This is a genomic window from Nocardia sp. NPDC055050, from assembly GCF_053608345.1.
The window spans coordinates 174,298-191,784 of sequence record NZ_JBSGVG010000006.1; the positions used below are offsets into that span (position 1 = coordinate 174,298).

Sequence of the window (17,487 nt, forward strand, 5' to 3'; positions counted from 1 at the left end):
CACCCGTGAACGCCACACTTTCCCTGGCGAGCATTCTCGCCGAACCCGCCCGCCGCCGCCCGCATCACCTCGCTCTGATCGAGGGTGAGCACCGCATCACCTTCGCCGATCTGTGGCGCGAAGCCCGCGAACAGGCCGGCGCCCTGATCGCGCGTGGTGTGCGACCCGGCGACCGGATAGCGCTGCTGTGTCCCAATACCGTCGATTTCCCGCGCGCCTATTTCGCCGTCCTCGCCGCGGGCGCGACGGTGGTGCCCGTCCATCTGCTGCTCACCGCGCCGGAGATGGAATATGTGCTGCGTGACAGCGGTGCCTCGCTGCTGATCTGTCATCCGATGGTCGCGGCGACCGGGAGCGAAGCGGCGAGGAACGTGGGCATCGATGTGGTGGCGCCCGAAGAGCTTGCCGGCACGGCGATCTCGAACTTCGTCTCGCGTGGTCCGCTCGATACGGCGGTCGTCTTCTACACCAGCGGCACCACCGGTACACCCAAGGGCGCCGAGCTCAGCCATCTCAACATGGTGATGTGCGCGACGGTGAACACCTTCGACGCCAACGAAATCCACCGCGACGACATCGCTCTCGGCGCGCTGCCGCTGTTCCACGTGTTCGGGCAGACGGTATCGATGAATTCGCAGTGGCGGGTGGGCGGCACCCTGGTGCTGATGCCGAGATTCGATGCGGCCGCGGCGGTGTCGCTGATGGCGGCCGAGCGGGTCAACCTGTTCCACGGCGTACCCACCATGTATCTGTCGTTGATCGAAGCGGCGGGTTCGGCGCCGGTACTGCCCGAGCTGAAACTCTGTATCAGCGGTGGCGCAGCGCTGCCCGTCGCCGTGCTCGAGGAATTCGAGCGGGTCTTCCACGCGCCGGTACTCGAGGGCTATGGCCTGTCGGAGACCTCGCCGACCGCCGCGGTGAACCAGCCGTGCTTCGGTACCGAGGCCGGCACCGTCGGACATCCGGTGTGGGGCGTCGACGTGGAGATCGCCGATCCCGCGATCGCCGATCGCATCGAACTGCTGCCGGTCGGCGACGTGGGCGAGGTGGTGGTGCGCGGGCACAACGTGTTCAGCGGCTACACCGGCAGGCCGGAAGCCACCGCCGCGGCCGTGGTCGACGGCTGGTTCCGGACCGGTGACCTCGGCACGAGGGACGACACCGGTCGGGTGCGCATCGTCGACCGGATCAAGGAGATGATCCTGCGCGGCGGATTCAATGTGTATCCGACCGAGGTCGAAGCGGCCCTGATGCGGCACCCGCGGATCGCGCAGGTGGCGGTGATCGGGGTGCCCGACCCCCATTACGGTGAGGAGGTCGTGGCGGTCGTTGTGCCCGAGGGCGCGCTGACCGAGCGGGAGGTGATCGACTTCGCCAAGCAGCAGGTCGCGAAGTACAAGTACCCGCGCCGCGTCGAATTCGTGACCGAGCTACCCCTCGGCCCCACCCATAAAGTTCTCAAACGCGCACTGCGCCAACGTTTCGGAGGAACGGCATGACCACGGATTTCGCTGATGTCGACGCGCTGCGGGCGGCGGTCGGCACCGAACTCGGCCCCAGCGATTGGATCACCGTCGACCAGCGTCGCATCGACCTGTTCGCCGAGGCCACCGACGATCACCAGTGGATCCACGTCGACGCTGAGCGCGCCGCCGCGGGCCCCTACGGCACCACCATCGCCCACGGCTTCCTCACCCTGTCGCTGATCGTGCCGATGACCCAGCAGATCATGACCGTCAGCGCGGCGAAGGCAGGCATCAACTACGGCCTCGACCGAGTCCGCTTCCTCACTCCCGTCCCGGTCGACAGCCGTATTCGCGCCCACCTCACGCTCACCGAGGTCACCGAGGTCACCGGCGGCGTCCAAGTCCACCGTCACGTCACCGTCGAGCTCGAAAACGCCGACCGCCCAGCGTGCGTGGCCGACTCGATCGCCCGCTGCATGCTGTGAGATCCGGCCGTGGCGAGGGCACCCGCACTCGCCACAGCGGCCCGGTGGCCTATCGCAGTTCGCCGCTGAGGACCCAGAGGTGCCCGAAGGGGTCCTTCACCCTGCCCTGTCGCTTGCCGTAGGGACGGTTGTCGACGGGGATCACGACCTCGGCTCCGTGCTGGGCCATCCGCTGCGCTGTCGCGTCGGGATCGGCGACAGTGAGCACGAGCAGTACCGGCGAGCCACCCACCGATTCCGGGTCGGCCCACCCCCACTCCTCGGCACTGTGTGCCAGCGCGAACACGACGGAGCCGAGCGTGAGTTCGGCGTGGTGCACCACCGCGTCCTCGGCGACGCGCAGACTCACCTCGGCTCCGAGCGCCTGGGTGTAGAAGGTGATTGCGGCGTCCGCGTCGGAGACCAGCAGCTTCGGGACCAGTTGGCTGTTCATGTTTCCCATGGTCGTGGAGCAGGGCGTTGCCTGCCTTGTAGATTTCGGCCCTCTTCCGCGAGCCAGTCGGTCGGTGTGGTGTTCATGAGGTCGCGGAACTCGCGCACGAGGTGGCTCTGATCGTGGTAGCCCGACTCAGCCGCCACCTGGGCCCAGGACGTTGCGCCCGTGCCTGCGCGGTGAACCGCGCACTCGAGGCGGGCCACGCGGGAGGCGAATTTCGGGGTGACCCCCAGCGAGCGTCGCATCACCTCGCGCAGACGCCGGGCGCTCAGGTGTACGTGGTCGGCGAGATCGTCGACCGACGCCGTTCCACCACCGGCTCTGATCAGATCCAGCGCGCGCAGGGCGTGGTCGGCGGTGGTGTCGTACCCGGCCCGGTTCAGCTGGTCGAGCAGCCGAATGCGCAGAACAGCCTCGCGTCGAGCGGCCGGGTGCTCCGCCAACTCCTCGCACATCGAACGCACCCACGGCAGTACGGCGTCGGCGATCACACCGCCCGCGTCCACCTCACTCAGCGGCATGCCGATCAGGCGGCGCAGGGCCGACGCCGACAACTCGACGTAAGCCGTCGGCTGCCGCGGCAGCAGGGTGGTGACCGGCGTCGCGAGCCCCGGCCGCATCAAGCCGGCCACGACAGCCTGCGTGCGCAAGGTCTGTCCGCCGTAGTCGACCTCGAGCGGAGCCCCGAGACCGACAACGAGTCGAGCCGACAAGGTGGGGACGGCCCGATGTGCCCGAGCGGGGCCGACGTGCTCGCTGATCGACACCACGCCGATGCCCGCGGCACGGCATGCCGGACGGAGGTTCACCCTCGCATTCTCGCACCCGTGGGCATCGGCTACCCGTCGGCGAGATAGCGCTCGACCGTGTCGACCTTGCTGTGCAGCGCGTCGGTGACCCCGGGTCGGATATCGGCCTTGAGGACCAGGCTGCAGCGGGGTGCGGTGACCAGGATGGCGTCGGTGGCGGCTTTGATCACTGCCATCACCTCGTCCCATTCGCCCTCGAGGGTGGTGAACATCGCGTCGGTGCGGTTCGGCAGGCCGGAAGCGCGGACCACCCGGACGGCCGCGGCGACCGCTTCGCCGACCGAGCCGTCGTGGTGGGCGGAACCGCTGGGCGCAACGGAGAAGGCGACGAGCATTGTGATCCTTTCGGCGGGTGGGTCCCATGGTCGCGGGACCGTGGCCCAAGTGTGCGCCGACGCGCGGGGGAGCGGGCGCGACCATTACCCTCTATCGAGTGGCGATATCCAAGGTCGAGCGGCTGATGAATCTGGTCATCGCGCTGCTGTCGACCAGGCAGTTCCTGAGCGCGGAACGTATTCGCGCCAGCGTGGCCGGTTACGAGGACTCCGCGACCGACGAGGCGTTCAGCCGGATGTTCGAGCGCGACAAGAACGAACTGCGCGATCTGGGCATCCCGTTGGAAGTCGGTCCGGTGGGACGGTTCTCGACACTCGAGGGATACCGGATCAACCGGGACGCCTACGAGCTGCCCGATATCGACCTGTCCAGCGAGGAAGCCGCGGCGGTCGCCGTCGCGGTGCAGATGTGGGCCTCACCGGAATTGGCGGGCGCGGCCGAGGGCGCGCTGCTGAAGCTGCGCGCGGCCGGGGTCACCGTCGAGACCGACAACGTCGGGGTGTCGGTGCCCGCGGTGCCCGCCCGCACCCGAGGGTCGGAGCCGGTGTTGCGGGAACTCCTCGCGGCGATCGACGCGGGGCAGGCGGTGCGGTTCGGCCACCACAGCGCCGTCACCGATCCGTTCGTGACCCGCGATGTCGAACCGTGGGGGGTGGTCACCCGGCACGGGCGCTGGTATCTGGTCGGCCACGACCGCGAACGTGATGCCGTTCGCACGTTCCGGCTCTCGCGGATCGGTGGACAGGTGCGGCCGTACGGTCCGGTCGACGCGGTCCACAAGCCCGCGCACACCGATCTGCGCGCGATCGTCGACCGGGTCACCGGCGACGCTCCCGTCACCGGGTCGGCCACCGTATGGGTCGCCAAGGGTCGCGGTCGCGAATTGCGCCGCATCGGCACCGAAGTCGACACCCGTGACCTGGGCGGACGTCCCGGCTCGGTGCTCGCGGTGCCGGTCCGATCCCGCGACTGGGTGGCCCGGCTGATCACCGGCCTCGGTCCCGATGTTCTCGTTCTGGAACCACCGGAACTGCGCGCCGACGTGATGAACCGGCTACGGTCGGTACTCGACCACACGGAGGTCACGTCGTGAGTTCGCGTCTGTCCCTACGCCTTTCGCGCCTGCTGAACATGGTGCCGTACCTGCTCGCGCACCCGGGTATCAGCGCGGCCGAGGCCGCCGCCGAACTGGGTGTCACCACCAAACAGCTGATGAGCGACCTCAATCAGCTGTGGATGTGCGGATTGCCGGGCTACGGTCCCGGCGATCTGATCGACCTGTCGTTCTCCGAGGAGAGCATCGAGGTCACCTTCTCGGCCGGGATCGAACGGCCGCTACGGCTGACCTCCACCGAGGCCACCGCGCTGCTGGTGGCGCTGCGCTCGATCGTGGAGATGCCGGGCATGGTCGATCCGACCGCCGCGCACGCCGCCATCGCCAAGATCGAATCGGCGATCGCCAGCACCGACGCCGTCGTCACCGGCAAACCGGTCGATGTCCCCGTCGAGAAGCCGGTGGTCGCGACCGTGCGCGCCGCGCTCGCCGACGCGCGAGCCCTGCGCCTGGTCTACTACTCCGCCAGCCGCGACGAGGTGTCCGAACGTATCGTCGACCCGATTCGCGTGGTGCTGGTCGACAACAACAGCTACCTGCAGGCCTGGTGCAGGCAGGCCGAAGGTGTTCGCCTGTTCCGGTTCGATCGGATCGAGGACGCCACCGAACTCGACGAACCCGCCCGTGCGCCGAGTCACGCCGCCAACGACGCCGCGGCACTCGACCTGTTCCAGGACGACCCCGACGTGCCGCTGGCCCGGCTCCGGATCCGCGCCGATTACGCCTGGGTGCTCGACCAGTACCCCATGCACCGCATCGAATCGCGCGCCGACGGCAGTATCGAGGCGGGCATGCGCTTCGCCTCGCCGGACTGGATGGCTCGGCTGCTGCTCGGCTTCGGCACCGGCGTCACCGTGCTCGGGCCACCCGAACTGGTGGCGGCGGTGCGCCTGCGCGCCGACGCCGCCCTGGCCGCCTACGCGGCCGCCGGACTGGTGGGGGAGACCGAACCCGCGTGAGTCAGCGAGTACTGGTCCTCGGCGCGGGCAGCGTCGGGGTTTTCATCGGCGGTCACCTGGCCGCCGCGGGTATGGAAGTGATCTTCGTCGGCCGTCAGCGGATCCTCGACGACATCGCCGAACACGGCCTGCGCCTCACCGATCTGGACGGCGGTTCGACCGAGGTGACGCCCGACCGGTTCGGCCTCGCGCTCGAGCCCGACGAACCCGAGCTGGCCGACCTGGTCCTGGTGACGGTGAAATCGGCCGACACCGCCGCCGCGGTCCGTGCCGTCGCGGGCCGATTACGCCCCGGCACGCCGGTCGTGAGCCTGCAGAACGGCATCGGCAACGCCAGTGTGATCAGAGAGATTCTGCCGACCAGCATCGCCCTGGCCGGGATGGTGATGTTCAATGTGGTGCACAGCGGTCGCGGGTGTTTCCACCGCGCCAGCGATGGCGACCTCGCGATCCAGGACGACCCGGTCGTCGACCGCTTCGCCGACCGTTTCCGGGCGGCCGGACTGCCGCTGCGCCGCCACCGCGATCTGCGTCCGGTGCAATGGGCGAAACTGCTGCTCAATCTGAACAACCCGATCAACGCGCTGTCGGGCAAGCCGCTGCGTGAGGAACTCGCCGAGCGTGACTACCGCCGCTGCCTCGCGCTGACCCAGTCCGAAGCCCTCGCCGTGATGAACACTGCGCGAATTCGGCCCGCGCAGCTCACCCCCGTTCCACCCGAGTTGATGGTGCATTTGCTGCGCGTTCCCGACGCGGTCTTCCGGCGGGTGTTCGGGCGCGTGCTCGCCATCGATCCGCTCGCCCGTTCGTCGATGGCCGATGACCTCGCGCTCGGTCGGCGGACCGAAATCGCGTGGTTGTGCGGGGAAATCGTGCGCCTCGGCGACATGGTCGGGCACCCGACGCCGGTCAACCGGCGGTTGACGGAGCTGATCAGGATCGCCGAGTCCGGCGACACCGCCCGGTTCACCGGGAGCCGGTTGTTCGCCGAGCTGACCGGGGCGGCGGCCGCTGTCGCGGGTTGAACGCGTGGCGAACACCGCTGCGGCTCGGCGTCCACCACGCTCCGAACCCAGGTAGCATCGGTAATCACCACAGTCTTTGGAGGTATCTGATAATGGGCACGTTCAGCTGGACGCACCTGCTGATCATCGCGTTGCTGTTCGTTCTGCTCTTCGGCGCGAAGCGGCTTCCCGACGCGGCACGCGGTCTCGGCCGCTCGCTGCGGATCTTCAAGAGCGAGGTCGGGCAGATGCAGGCGGAGTCGTCGGCATCCGACGCACCGGCGGCCACCCCCGCGCCGCAGCAGCAGCTGTCCGCGTCGGCGCCGCAGGCACAGACCCCGATCGTCGAACCGCAGCAGGGCCACAAAACCCTCTGACCTCGGCCATCACCCCGGAGCGGTAGTCATCGCTCCGGGGCGAAGTGCTGTCTCGTCAGAAGTTGCCGCCGAGCATCCGCCGAACCGAGGGTTAGAGGCCACCACCCACCATGCGCATTCCGTTCGATCCCCGGCGCACCAAGCGCAGGACGAATCCCGACGGCACCATGTCGTTGGTCGAGCACCTGCAGGAACTGCGCACCCGGCTGCTGCTGGCACTGGCCGCCATCGCGGTGACCACCCTGATCGGCTTCTTCTGGTACGCGCACACCCTCTTCGGGATGGAGAGCCTGGGTGAGATCCTGCGCGGCCCCTACTGTGCGCTGCCCGAATCGGCGCGCGCCAGCCTGACCCCCGGCGGCGCCTGCCGACTGCTCGCCACGGGCCCCTTCGACCAGTTCATGCTCCGGTTGAAGGTCGGATTCACCGCCGGTGTGGTGATCGCGACCCCGTTCTGGCTGTACCAGCTGTGGGCGTTCATCACCCCGGGGCTGTACGCGAAGGAACGCAAGCTCGCGGTCGGGTTCGTGGTGACCGGTTCGGTGCTGTTCGTGACGGGTGCCGTGCTCGCCTACGTGGTGGTCTCGCACGCGTTGTCGTTCCTGATGACCATCGGCGACAACGTCCAGATCACCGCGCTCAGCGGTAATCAGTACTTCGGTTTCATCATCCAGCTGCTGATCATCTTCGGCGTCAGTTTCGAGACGCCGTTGATCATCATCGGGCTGAACCTGGTCGGCGTGCTGCCCTACACCAAGCTCAAGGCGTGGCGGCGCGGGATGATCTTCGGTCTGTTCGTCTTCGCCGCGATCGTCACACCGCAGGACCCGTTCTCGATGCTGGCGCTGGCGATCGCGCTGACCGTGCTGTTCGAGTTCGCCGTGCAGTTCGCGCGGTTCAGTGACGCGCGCAAGGCCCGCCGGGAAGAGAAGGAGGGCTGGGGCACGCTCGACGACGAACAGGCCTCTCCGCTCGAGACCCCCGAGCCGGTGGCGTCCGCCGATCCGGTGAGCGAGCCGGAGAAAACCGCGCGCCCGGTGTCGGACTACTCCGATACGCTCTGAGGGGTGACCGACACTCCGGGGCTGCCCAGCGAACTGGCGAAATTCGCCGGTGAAATCTCGTTCGATCTGGACCCCTTCCAGAGCACCGCGTGCGCGGCGCTGGAAGACGGGCACAGCGTGCTCGTGTGCGCCCCGACCGGAGCGGGCAAGACGATCGTCGGTGAGTTCGCCGTGCACATGGCGCTGGCCTCGGGCGGAAAGTGCTTCTACACCACGCCGATCAAGGCGCTGTCGAATCAGAAGTTCGCCGATCTCACCGCCCGCCACGGCCGCGACAGTGTCGGCCTGCTCACCGGTGACCAGTCGATCAACCCCGGCGCGCCGGTGGTCGTGATGACCACCGAGGTGCTGCGCAACATGCTCTACGCGTCCTCGGACTCGCTGCACGGTCTGTCCTACGTGGTGATGGACGAGGTGCACTACCTGGCCGACCGGTTCCGGGGCGCGGTGTGGGAGGAAGTGATCCTGCACCTGCCACCGGATGTGCGGCTGGTGAGCCTGTCGGCGACGGTGTCCAACGCCGAGGAGTTCGGCGCCTGGATGGAAACCGTGCGCGGCGACACCGCGGTGGTGGTCGACGAGACCAGGCCGGTGCCGCTGTGGCAGCACGTGATGGTCGGCCGGCGGATGTTCGACCTGTTCGACACCAAGTCCAGCGACCACAAGGTCGTGGTCGACGAAGACCTCGTGCGGTTCATCCGCCAGCGTGAGAGCGCCGACCGGATGCACGGCTACGGCGGTCCGCGCGGACGGGGTGGACGCGGCGGCAATTTCCGCCCGTTGCCGCGACCGGATGTCCTGGCGCGCCTCGACGAGGAAAACCTGCTGCCCGCGATCACCTTCATCTTCAGCCGCGCGGGCTGCGACGGCGCGCTGGCCCAGTGCCTGCGCGCCCGCCTCGATCTGAGCCGTCCCGGCGAGGCCGCACAGATCGACGAGATCATCGAGAAGCACACCGGTGACCTGCCCAAGGGCGATCTGGAGGTCCTCGGCTACTGGGAGTGGCGCGAGGCGCTGCAGCGCGGCCTGGCCGCCCACCACGCCGGCATGCTGCCCGCGTTCCGGCACACCGTCGAGGAACTGTTCGTCAAGGGTCTGGTGCGCGCGGTGTTCGCCACCGAGACGCTGGCACTGGGCATCAACATGCCTGCCCGCACGGTGGTGCTCGAGCGGCTGGTGAAATTCAACGGCGAAACCCATGCCGAGCTCACCCCCGGCGAGTACACCCAGCTCACTGGTCGTGCGGGGAGGCGCGGTATCGACGTCGAGGGTCACGCGGTGGTGCTGTGGCAGCCCGAGGTCGACACCAGTGCGGTGGCAGGCCTCGCCTCCACCCGCACCTATCCGCTGCGCAGCTCGTTCCGGCCCGGCTACAACATGTCGATCAACCTGATCGACCGGATGGGTGCCCAGGAAGCCCGAACGCTGCTCGAACGGTCGTTCGCCCAGTTCCAGGCCGACCGGTCGGTCGTGGGGCTCGTCCGCGGGATCGAACGCAACGAGGGCGCGCTGCGCAAGCTGGAGAGTCAGCTCGGCGGCGTCGACGGCGACTTCATGGAGTATCTGTCGCTGCGCGACCGGATCAAGCAGCGTGAACGCGATATCCAGCAGCAGGGGCGGGCAGACCGGCGCGGTGCCGCGGTGAAAGCGCTGATCGGGTTGCGTCGCGGCGACGTGGTGTCCATCCCCGTGGGCAAGCGTTCCGGGCTCGCGGTGATCCTCGAACCCGACCAGACGCCCGGCGATCCGCGTCCACTGGTATTGACCGAGGACCACTGGGCCGGTCGGGTGTCCGCGGCCGATTTCCCGGAGCCCGCCGAAGCGCTCGGGCGCATGGATCTGCCGCGCCGGGTCGATCATCGGACCGCGCGCATCCGCCGCGACCTGGCCTCGGCGTTGCGCGGCACCGGAATCTCGGCTCCGCGCCGTGGCAAGCGCAACGATCGTGTTCGCGGCGGCGAAGATCGTCAGCTCTCGACGCTGCGGCGCAGTCTGCGGTCCCATCCCGCGCACAATCGTCCCGATCGGGAGCAGCTGAGCCGCACCGGCGAGCGGTATTCGCGGCTCGCCCGTGAGACCGAGACGATGCGCCAGAAAGTTGCCGCCACCACGAATTCGCTGGCGCGCACGTTCGATCGGATCGTCGGGCTGCTCGAGGAACGCGGCTTCGTCGCCCACGGCGAGGTGACCGCCGACGGCAGGCGCCTGGCCCGAATCTATGCCGAGAGCGATCTCGTGGTCGCCGAGGCCCTGCGCCAGGGTCTGTGGCGCGGACTCGGCCCGGCCGAACTCGCGGCGGTGGTGTCGGCACTGGTCTACGAATCGCGCCAGGAAACCGGCCTGCTGACGCCGGCGGGACCGACCGATCCGATCCGCCGTGCGGTCGCGGCCACCATCGAAGTGTGGTCGGATCTGCGCTCCGACGAGGTGCGACACAAACTTCCGCCCACCCGCGAACCCGATCTGGGGTTCGTCACCGGGGTCTACAAGTGGGCGCGCGGTGATGCGTTGGCCGAGGCGTTGCTGGCCAGCGGCGACCAGGGTACGACGATGTCGGCGGGCGATTTCGTGCGGTGGTGCAGGCAGGTGATCGACCTGCTCGATCAGATCCACAACACCGCCGACGACCCCGAGATCGCGTCCACCGCCGCCAAGGCGGTGCGTGCGGTACGGCGGGGTGTCGTCGCGGTGGACGCCGCGTAGTCGGCACGTCTGTGATTTGATTTCTTCGCGTACCGACCGTGAGGCGGATGTCGTGCGAATGCGGCAGGCCCGGCGCGGGGGGCTACCGTATGGACTAATGATGCGAGTGGAGGCGAGTGGATGAGCGGCCCTTACGGACCGAACAACCCCGGGGAGGGGAACAACGATCCCACCCAGCACTGGGGGGGTCAGCAGGGGGCCGGTGGCGCCGGTCCCACCCAGCACTGGGGTGGCGCGCAGCACCCGCCACAACAGGGCGCCCAGCCCACCCAGCAGTGGAATGACCCGAACGCGCAGCAGCCACAGCAGCAGTGGGGACAACAGCCCCAGCAGCCGCAGCAGCCGTGGGGCCAGCAGCCGCAGCAGCCGACCGGGCCGCAGCAGCAGTGGGGCCAGACCCAGCCGCCGCCGCAGGACTGGAACAACCAGGCCGCCAACGCACAGCAGCAGTGGGGTCAGCCCGCGCCGCAGCAGCAGTGGGGCCAGCAGCCCGCCCCGCAACAGCAGTGGGGCCAGCAGCCGTCCTCCGGTGGCAAGAGCAAGGGCCTGATCATCGGGCTCATCGCCGCGGGTGTGCTCGTGGTCGCCGCCGTGATCGGTCTGATCCTGGTCGTGTTCTCCTCGGACGAACTCGACAACGCGGCCGTGCAGGACGGTGTCTCGCGCGTGCTGAAGGACTCCTACGGCATCGCCGACGTCTCCGATGTCAGCTGCCCCTCCGGCCAGGCGGTGGAGGTCGACGCGACCTTCACCTGTGAGCTGAAGGTCAGTGGCGAGGCGAAGAAGGTCACCGTCAAGATCACCAAGGAAGACGGCACCTACGAGGTCGGCCGCCCCAACTAGGCGCTCGCACTGTGTTTTCCGGGCCGTCCGCGACTACGCGGGCGGCCCGGTGTCGTTTCCGGCGGCGCAGATACGGACGGGCGGTGGCGCCGTCGCGAACTCGTCGCCGGCGGATCAGCCGGTGTGTGCCGCGGTCAGTGCGGTGACCAGGCGGGTGATCGGGCTCTCGGCGTTGTACTCGGCGGCCAGCGCGAGCAGCCGGTCGGGGTCCGCGGGGGTGGTGGGCAGGACGTCCGGACGCGACAGGATCACGTCGGCGTCGCGGACCACCCGCACGACCGGGGCGGCGACCTTCAGATAGTCCTGTGCGGCAACGAGTTTCGCGCGCACACCCTTGGCGATATCGGAATCGGGAGCGGCGACGGCGTCCATGAGCGCGTCGAGCGAGCCGAACCTCGTGATCAGCTGGGCGGCGGACTTGTCGCCGATGCCCGCCACGCCGGGCAGGCCGTCGGAGGCGTCGCCGCGCAGGGTCGCCATGTCGGCGTATGCCGGTCCCGCGTTCTGTTCGGGCACACCGTATTTCGCCGAGAGTTCCGCGGGGCCGAACAGTTCCGCCTTGGCCAGACCGCGACCGACGTAGAGCACGCGGACCGGTGGGGCGGGCTCGTCGCGCACCAGCTGCAGCAGGTCGCGGTCGCCGCTCACGACGACAACCGGGTCGGTGCGCTCCCGGCTGGCGAGGGTGCCGAGCACATCGTCGGCCTCGAGGCCTTCCGCGCCGCCGGTGGCGATGCCCGCCGCCTCGAGTACTTCGAGGATCATCTCGACCTGCGGGGTGAGCGTGTCGGGCACTTCCTCCGCGCCGGGCGCCGCGCTGGTGCTGGTGTCGAGTCGGTGCGCCTTGTAGGAGGGCACCAGGGCCACCCGGAACGGGGGCCGCCAGTCGAGGTCGAGCCCGACCACGAGCCTGCTCGGGCGATGCTTGGTGACCAGCGAGGCCACCATGTCGGTGAAGCCGCGCAGCGCGTTCACCGAGCGGCCGTCCGCGCCCCTGAGCTTGTCGGGGATGGCGTAATAGGCGCGGAACCAGAGGCTGGCGCCGTCGAGGATCAACAGGGGTCCACGGGTGCTCTCGTCAGCGGTCACCCGGTGATTGTGCCCCGAACCACCGACACCGTGGCCGTGGCCGTGCCGATGGGCTTCGGTGGCTGCCCTCGGTGCGGGGCGGGTAACGTCGGATCCTATGAGCGCGCACACGGATGCCAGGTTCGCGGCGAAGGTCTACGGTCAGCGGCTGGAGCGGGCGGTCGAGTTGATGCGCGCGGCGCATCTGGACGCCTTGCTGATCACTCCGGGCCCCGACCTGCGGTACCTGATCGGTTCGGCCGCGGAATCCTTCGAGCGGCTCACCTGCCTGGTGATCCCGGCCGACGGATCCACGCCCTCGGTGGTCATCCCGAAACTCGAGCTGGCCTCGCTCGCCGATTCCGCGGCGGGCGAACTCGGCCTGCAGGTGCTCGACTGGGTCGACGGCGTCGATCCGTACCAGCTGGTCCGCTCGATTCTGCACGCCGGTTCCCGCATCGCGGTCGCCGATGCCATGCCCGCGCTGCACCTGATCCCGCTCGCCGAATCGACCACCGGTCTGCCCGCCTCGGCGACGCCGGTGCTGCGCGAGTCGCGAATGGTCAAGGACGAGGCCGAGATCGACGCGCTGCGCCGGGCGGGCGCGGCCATCGACCGCGTGCACGCGCGGATGGGCGAGTTCCTGCGGGCCGGTCGCACCGAGGCCGAAGTGAGCGCCGATATCACCGCCGCGATCGTCGAGGAAGGCCATACCGAGGCGGCGTTCGTCATCGTGGGCAGTGGACCGCACGGCGCCGACCCGCACCACGAGGTCTCCGATCGCGTCATCGAGCAGGGCGATGTGGTGGTCATCGACATCGGTGGCCCCGTCGAACCCGGCTACTACTCGGACTCGACCCGCACCTATGTTCTCGGCACCCCGCGCCCGGAGATCGTCGAACAGGTGGCGGTCCTGGAGGCCGCCCAGGCCGCCGCGGTCGCGGCGGTGCGGCCGGGGGTGAGCGCGGAATCCATCGACGCCGCCGCCCGCAGCGTGCTCGCCGACGCGGGCCTCGGCGACGCCTTCATCCACCGCACGGGCCACGGCATCGGCCTGTCGGTGCACGAGGAGCCCTACATCGTGGCGGGCAACGACCTGGTGCTCGAGCCGGGCATGGCGTTCAGCATCGAGCCGGGAATCTACTTCCGCGGCGAATGGGGCGCGCGGATCGAGGACATCGTGGTCGTCACAGACGACGGTGTGGAGTCGATGAACAATCGGCCGCACGGCCTGACGGTGCTGTAAGCGGCCGAGTCGTAGCGACAAGCGCCCGCACGGCGCTGAGCGGGGTTTCGGAGGCTATTTCAACGTGCCCGACGACAACACCCGGCGCACCTGGATCGCGACGACCACCCGTGTCGGGTTCTCGCGGGGCACCCGGTAGCGCTCGGTGTAGCGACGCACGGCTTCGGCGACGTCGGCGCTGTCGTGGAGTACCGTCGCCGGTCCTTCGAGGGTCAGCCAGCGCGGCCCCTCGACCTGGCTCACCGCCGCGTAGCCGCCTCGTCCGGCATTGCGTGCCTTCACCGACGCGCCGTCGGTGATCACGCGAGCGATCCCGCTCTCCGGATCCCAGGTGAAGCCCACGGCGACCACGTGCGGGGTGCCGTCGGCGCGCAGCGTGGTGAGCGTGGCCAGATGCCGCTCGGTGACGAACGCGAGGGCAGCGGGGGACAGCTGTGTGGTGGCGGTCGGCATGCCGGAAACGGTAGCCGGGCCGACCGGCGCGTCGCTGCGCGGGTTCGCGCCGTGCACGCAACAGAGGTAGGCCGGCACCGGCCGGACGGGCCGGATGACAGACTGGCGCTATGGGAATGCAGCAGAACGATGGGCCGGTGCTGGTCCTGGGCGGGCGCAGTGAGATCGGCCTCGAAGTGGCGCGCAGGCTGGCACCCGGACGGGTGGTGATCCTGGCCGCTCGCCGTGCCGGCGCGTTGGCGGCCGAGGTCGAGCAGGTGCGCGCGGCGGGCGCGACCGCTGTGCACACCGTGGAATTCGACGCCGACGAGACCGCCACCCACGCGCCCCTGCTGGACAAACTGGCCGCCGAGCACGGTGGCATCGCGACAGCGGTGCTCGCCTTCGGCGTCCTCGGCGATCAGGATCGTGCCGAACACGACCCGGCGCACGCGGTGGCGGTCGTGCACACCGACTTCGTCGCCCAGGTCAGTGTCCTCACGACCCTGGCGACCGTGATGCGTGCGCAGGGATCGGGCCAGATCGTCGTCTTCAGCTCGATCGCGGGCGTGCGCGTGCGGCGGGCGAACTATGTCTACGGTTCGGCCAAAGCGGGCCTGGACGGCTTCGCCAGCGGCCTCGGCGACGCCCTGCACGGCACGGGCGTGCAGCTGTTGCTGGTGCGTTCGGGCTTCGTGATCGGGCGCATGACCACCGGCATGGCACCCGCGCCCCTGGCCATCACTCCCGACCAGGTCGCCGACGCCGTGGTCCGCAGTCTCGGCAAGGGCGCCACCCGGGTCGCGGTGCCCGGCCGCCTTGCCATCGCCTTCTTCGTGATGCGCCTGCTCCCGCAATCGGTCTGGCGTCGGATGCCACGGTGACCGCGTCCGGCGACGCGGCGGCGGACTGGACCGGCCACCCGATCGTGGTGGCCGGCATCGGGGCCGACGGTTGGGCGGGTCTGGGGGAGAACGTCCGCCGGGAAATCGGGGACTGTGACGTGGTGTTCGGCTCCTCGCGTCAACTGGCGCTGCTCCCGGCCGGCGATATCGAGCGGGTGCCGTGGCCGACGCCGCTGCTGCCCGCCCTGCCGGAGTTGTTCGGGCGCAATGCCGGTCGCCGCATCGGCGTGCTGGCCAGCGGTGATCCGATGTTCTACGGCATCGGTGTCACCCTGGCGCGCCGGTTCGGCCCGGCGGCGCTGCGGGTGTTCCCGCAGCCCTCGTCGGCGTCGCTGGCCTGCGCGCGGCTCGGGTGGCCGCTGGCCGAAACCCCGGTGGTGAGTGTGGTTGCCCGGCCATTGCCCACCGTCGTGCCCGAATTGTCCGATAGTCGGCGGATTCTCGTCCTCAGCGAAGACGAAACGACGCCGAGCAGAATCGCGGAAATGCTGTGCGACAAGGGATTCAGCGCTTCATCGCTGACGGTTCTCGAGCAACTCGGCGGCCCCGCCGAACACTGCCACACCGGCTCCGCGGCTACCTGGTCACACCCGCCCGGCGACCCGCTCAACATTGTCGCCATCGACTGCCGCGCCGATCCCGATACGCGTCGCGACACCCGATTGCCCGGTCTGGCCGACGCTGCCTTCGCCGGTGACGGCCAGCTCACCAAAGCCGAGGTTCGCGCCCTCACCGTCACCGCTCTCGCCCCCGCACCGGGGGAAATGCTGTGGGATATCGGCGGCGGGTCGGGCAGTATCGCCATCGAATGGTGCCGTACCCATCCGCTGTGCCGCGCCGTCACGTTCGAGCGGCTGCCTGCTCGCCGGGAACAAATCGCGACCAATATCACCGCCCTCGGGGTGCCGGGAATAACGATCCGCGGTGAGGTGCGCTCAGGGTTAGCCGAGGAAAATATCTCGGCTCCGGACGCCGTATTTCTCGGTGGTGGTCTCACCCAGGACGGCATGTTCGAGCAGTGCTGGCAGCGGCTGCGCCCCGGCGGCCGCCTGGTCGCCAACGCGGTCACCGCGGAATCGGAAGCGCTGCTGCTCGACTGGTCGGCGCGGTTCGGCGGAACCCTGCGCAAATTTCAGATCTATCGGGGTGAACCGCTCGGCGGGTTCACGGCCTGGCGACCGCACTTGCCGGTCGCTCAGTGGATTGTCCGAAAACCCGCTGGTCGCCGGAGTGTGGACGCTTAGCACCGATCACGGTCAGATCACGCGCAGATCACGGTGAATCCGTTCCCGCAGGGTCCGCGCGCCGTAAAAGTTTCGGACCGAACGTGTAGAACCCACGGCTCGGGGGTAGGGTCGTTGCCGTTCCGGGTAATCCCCCCGGTTCGTTTTCCACGATGGAGAGTTACATGAAGTACTCGAAGTTCGATGGTGATGCCGGCGCTGATGATTTCGGAGGGCTGTCCTGAGAGTTTTGATCCTCGGTGGCACCGGCGAAGCCAGGGAGTTGGCGCGCAGAGCGTCCGGTGAGCGTGGACTCGACATCGTGTCCTCCCTCGCTGGTCGAGTCGCCAATCCGCGGCTGCCGGTCGGTGCGGTCCGCGTGGGTGGGTTCGGTGGTGTCGAGGGCCTCCGAACCTGGCTACGCGAGAACGCGATCGACGCTGTCGTGGACGCGACCCATCCCTTCGCCGCGCAGGTGAGTGCGCACGCCGCCACCGCCGCGGCCGAGCTGGATATCCCGGCGCTGCATCTGCGCCGCCCCGAGTGGGTGCAGCGGCGCGGTGACCTGTGGACGCGCGTGCCCGATCTCGCCGCGGCGGCCGCGGCACTGACCGCGCGCGACGAACAGGTCCTGCTGACCATCGGCCGCCAGGGCGTCGGCGCGTTCGTCGGCTGCACGGGCCACGGTTTCGTCATCCGCTCCATCGATGCCCCTGAGGTCCCGCTGCCGCCGCGCGCCAAACTGTTGCTGGCGCGTGGGCCGTTCACGTTCGACGAGGAACTCGTGCTGATGTCGCGGCATCGCATCGATGTGCTGGTCACGAAGAACAGTGGCGGCGAGCAGACCGAGGCGAAGATCTTCGCTGCCCGCACCGCGGGGCTGCCGGTGATCATGATCGACCGGCCACCGCTGCCCGCGGGCGCCGTCACCGTGGCCGAGGTCGGCGACGCGGTCGAGTGGTTGCGTGAGTCCGCATCGCACCGGGTGCGCTGAACCGGGCGGCGGGGCCGAACTCC

At 69.2% G+C, this 17,487-nt stretch carries 18 protein-coding genes; 13 read left to right on the top strand and 5 right to left on the bottom strand.

What is annotated here, in order from left to right; translation table 11 throughout:
• The first annotated feature begins 5 nt into the window (after positions 1 to 5).
• Together ACWGCN_RS08970 and ACWGCN_RS08975 are read left to right on the top strand one after the other, a co-directional pair.
• Complete coding sequence (locus ACWGCN_RS08970; RefSeq protein WP_452457580.1) at positions 6 to 1,499, top strand: long-chain-fatty-acid--CoA ligase; 1,494 nt, start codon at positions 6 to 8, stop codon at positions 1,497 to 1,499.
• On the top strand, positions 1,496 to 1,951 hold the full coding sequence (locus tag ACWGCN_RS08975; RefSeq protein WP_378988060.1) for a MaoC family dehydratase: 456 nt from the start codon (positions 1,496 to 1,498) through the stop codon (positions 1,949 to 1,951). The genes ACWGCN_RS08970 and ACWGCN_RS08975 overlap by 4 nt, the downstream gene beginning before the upstream one ends.
• A 49-nt stretch (positions 1,952 to 2,000) precedes the next feature.
• Here the strand turns inward: ACWGCN_RS08975 and ACWGCN_RS08980 are convergent, their stop codons facing one another.
• Genes ACWGCN_RS08980 through ACWGCN_RS08990 form a run of 3 tightly spaced genes read right to left on the bottom strand, consistent with a single transcriptional unit; the run spans position 2,001 to position 3,531 of the window.
• Positions 2,001 to 2,384, bottom strand: a complete 384-nt coding sequence (locus ACWGCN_RS08980; protein WP_378988057.1) for a VOC family protein — start codon at positions 2,382 to 2,384, stop codon at positions 2,001 to 2,003.
• Positions 2,381 to 3,196, bottom strand: coding sequence for a helix-turn-helix domain-containing protein (locus tag ACWGCN_RS08985; protein ID WP_378988054.1), 816 nt, complete (start codon positions 3,194 to 3,196; stop codon positions 2,381 to 2,383). The genes ACWGCN_RS08980 and ACWGCN_RS08985 overlap by 4 nt, the downstream gene beginning before the upstream one ends.
• Positions 3,197 to 3,225: 29 nt before the next feature.
• Positions 3,226 to 3,531 (bottom strand): thiamine-binding protein, encoded by a 306-nt coding sequence (locus tag ACWGCN_RS08990; RefSeq protein WP_378627478.1) that lies wholly within the window; start codon positions 3,529 to 3,531, stop codon positions 3,226 to 3,228.
• Positions 3,532 to 3,629: 98 nt separating this feature from the next.
• Between ACWGCN_RS08990 and ACWGCN_RS08995 the strand changes: the two genes are divergently transcribed.
• From ACWGCN_RS08995 to ACWGCN_RS09025, 7 genes are all read left to right on the top strand, one after another.
• On the top strand, positions 3,630 to 4,625 hold the full coding sequence (locus ACWGCN_RS08995; protein ID WP_378988051.1) for a helix-turn-helix transcriptional regulator: 996 nt from the start codon (positions 3,630 to 3,632) through the stop codon (positions 4,623 to 4,625).
• Positions 4,622 to 5,605, top strand: a complete 984-nt coding sequence (locus ACWGCN_RS09000; protein WP_378988048.1) for a helix-turn-helix transcriptional regulator — start codon at positions 4,622 to 4,624, stop codon at positions 5,603 to 5,605. Before ACWGCN_RS08995 ends, ACWGCN_RS09000 begins: the two co-directional genes overlap by 4 nt.
• The gene (locus tag ACWGCN_RS09005) at positions 5,602 to 6,630 is read left to right on the top strand and encodes a 2-dehydropantoate 2-reductase (RefSeq protein ID WP_378988045.1); all 1,029 of its coding nucleotides are present in this window, start codon (positions 5,602 to 5,604) and stop codon (positions 6,628 to 6,630) included. Before ACWGCN_RS09000 ends, ACWGCN_RS09005 begins: the two co-directional genes overlap by 4 nt.
• 92 nt (positions 6,631 to 6,722) lie before the next feature.
• Entirely contained in the window at positions 6,723 to 6,986 is a 264-nt protein-coding gene (gene tatA / locus ACWGCN_RS09010; RefSeq protein ID WP_452457581.1) for a Sec-independent protein translocase subunit TatA, read from the top strand.
• 110 nt (positions 6,987 to 7,096) lie between these two features.
• Positions 7,097 to 8,050, top strand: coding sequence for a twin-arginine translocase subunit TatC (gene tatC / locus ACWGCN_RS09015; protein ID WP_452457582.1), 954 nt, complete (start codon positions 7,097 to 7,099; stop codon positions 8,048 to 8,050).
• Positions 8,051 to 8,053: 3 nt separating this feature from the next.
• Complete coding sequence (locus ACWGCN_RS09020) at positions 8,054 to 10,753, top strand: DEAD/DEAH box helicase (RefSeq protein ID WP_387443333.1); 2,700 nt, start codon at positions 8,054 to 8,056, stop codon at positions 10,751 to 10,753.
• 120 nt (positions 10,754 to 10,873) lie between these two features.
• A complete protein-coding gene (locus tag ACWGCN_RS09025) occupies positions 10,874 to 11,596 on the top strand; it encodes a DUF4333 domain-containing protein (protein WP_452457583.1) in 723 nt (240 codons plus the stop codon).
• Positions 11,597 to 11,710: 114 nt separating this feature from the next.
• On the opposite strand, the gene ACWGCN_RS09030 is transcribed toward ACWGCN_RS09025, so the two are convergent.
• Complete coding sequence (locus ACWGCN_RS09030) at positions 11,711 to 12,685, bottom strand: 5'-3' exonuclease (RefSeq protein ID WP_387443337.1); 975 nt, start codon at positions 12,683 to 12,685, stop codon at positions 11,711 to 11,713.
• 97 nt (positions 12,686 to 12,782) lie between these two features.
• Here ACWGCN_RS09030 and ACWGCN_RS09035 point away from each other — a divergent pair, with 97 nt between their 5' ends.
• Positions 12,783 to 13,910, top strand: coding sequence for a M24 family metallopeptidase (locus ACWGCN_RS09035; protein WP_379315142.1), 1,128 nt, complete (start codon positions 12,783 to 12,785; stop codon positions 13,908 to 13,910).
• A 54-nt stretch (positions 13,911 to 13,964) separates the two neighbouring features.
• On the opposite strand, the gene ACWGCN_RS09040 is transcribed toward ACWGCN_RS09035, so the two are convergent.
• The gene (locus ACWGCN_RS09040; RefSeq protein ID WP_452457584.1) at positions 13,965 to 14,363 is read right to left on the bottom strand and encodes a TIGR03618 family F420-dependent PPOX class oxidoreductase; all 399 of its coding nucleotides are present in this window, start codon (positions 14,361 to 14,363) and stop codon (positions 13,965 to 13,967) included.
• Positions 14,364 to 14,473: 110 nt separating this feature from the next.
• Between ACWGCN_RS09040 and ACWGCN_RS09045 the strand changes: the two genes are divergently transcribed.
• From ACWGCN_RS09045 to ACWGCN_RS09055, 3 genes are all read left to right on the top strand, one after another.
• Positions 14,474 to 15,226, top strand: a complete 753-nt coding sequence (locus ACWGCN_RS09045) for an SDR family NAD(P)-dependent oxidoreductase (protein ID WP_378988026.1) — start codon at positions 14,474 to 14,476, stop codon at positions 15,224 to 15,226.
• A complete protein-coding gene (gene cbiE, locus ACWGCN_RS09050; protein ID WP_452457585.1) occupies positions 15,223 to 16,491 on the top strand; it encodes a precorrin-6y C5,15-methyltransferase (decarboxylating) subunit CbiE in 1,269 nt (422 codons plus the stop codon). Before ACWGCN_RS09045 ends, cbiE begins: the two co-directional genes overlap by 4 nt.
• A gap of 220 nt (positions 16,492 to 16,711) precedes the next feature.
• Positions 16,712 to 17,464: a cobalt-precorrin-6A reductase gene (locus ACWGCN_RS09055; protein WP_378988470.1), complete on the top strand. Its 753-nt coding sequence runs from the start codon at positions 16,712 to 16,714 to the stop codon at positions 17,462 to 17,464.
• The last annotated feature ends 23 nt before the right edge of the window (positions 17,465 to 17,487 follow it).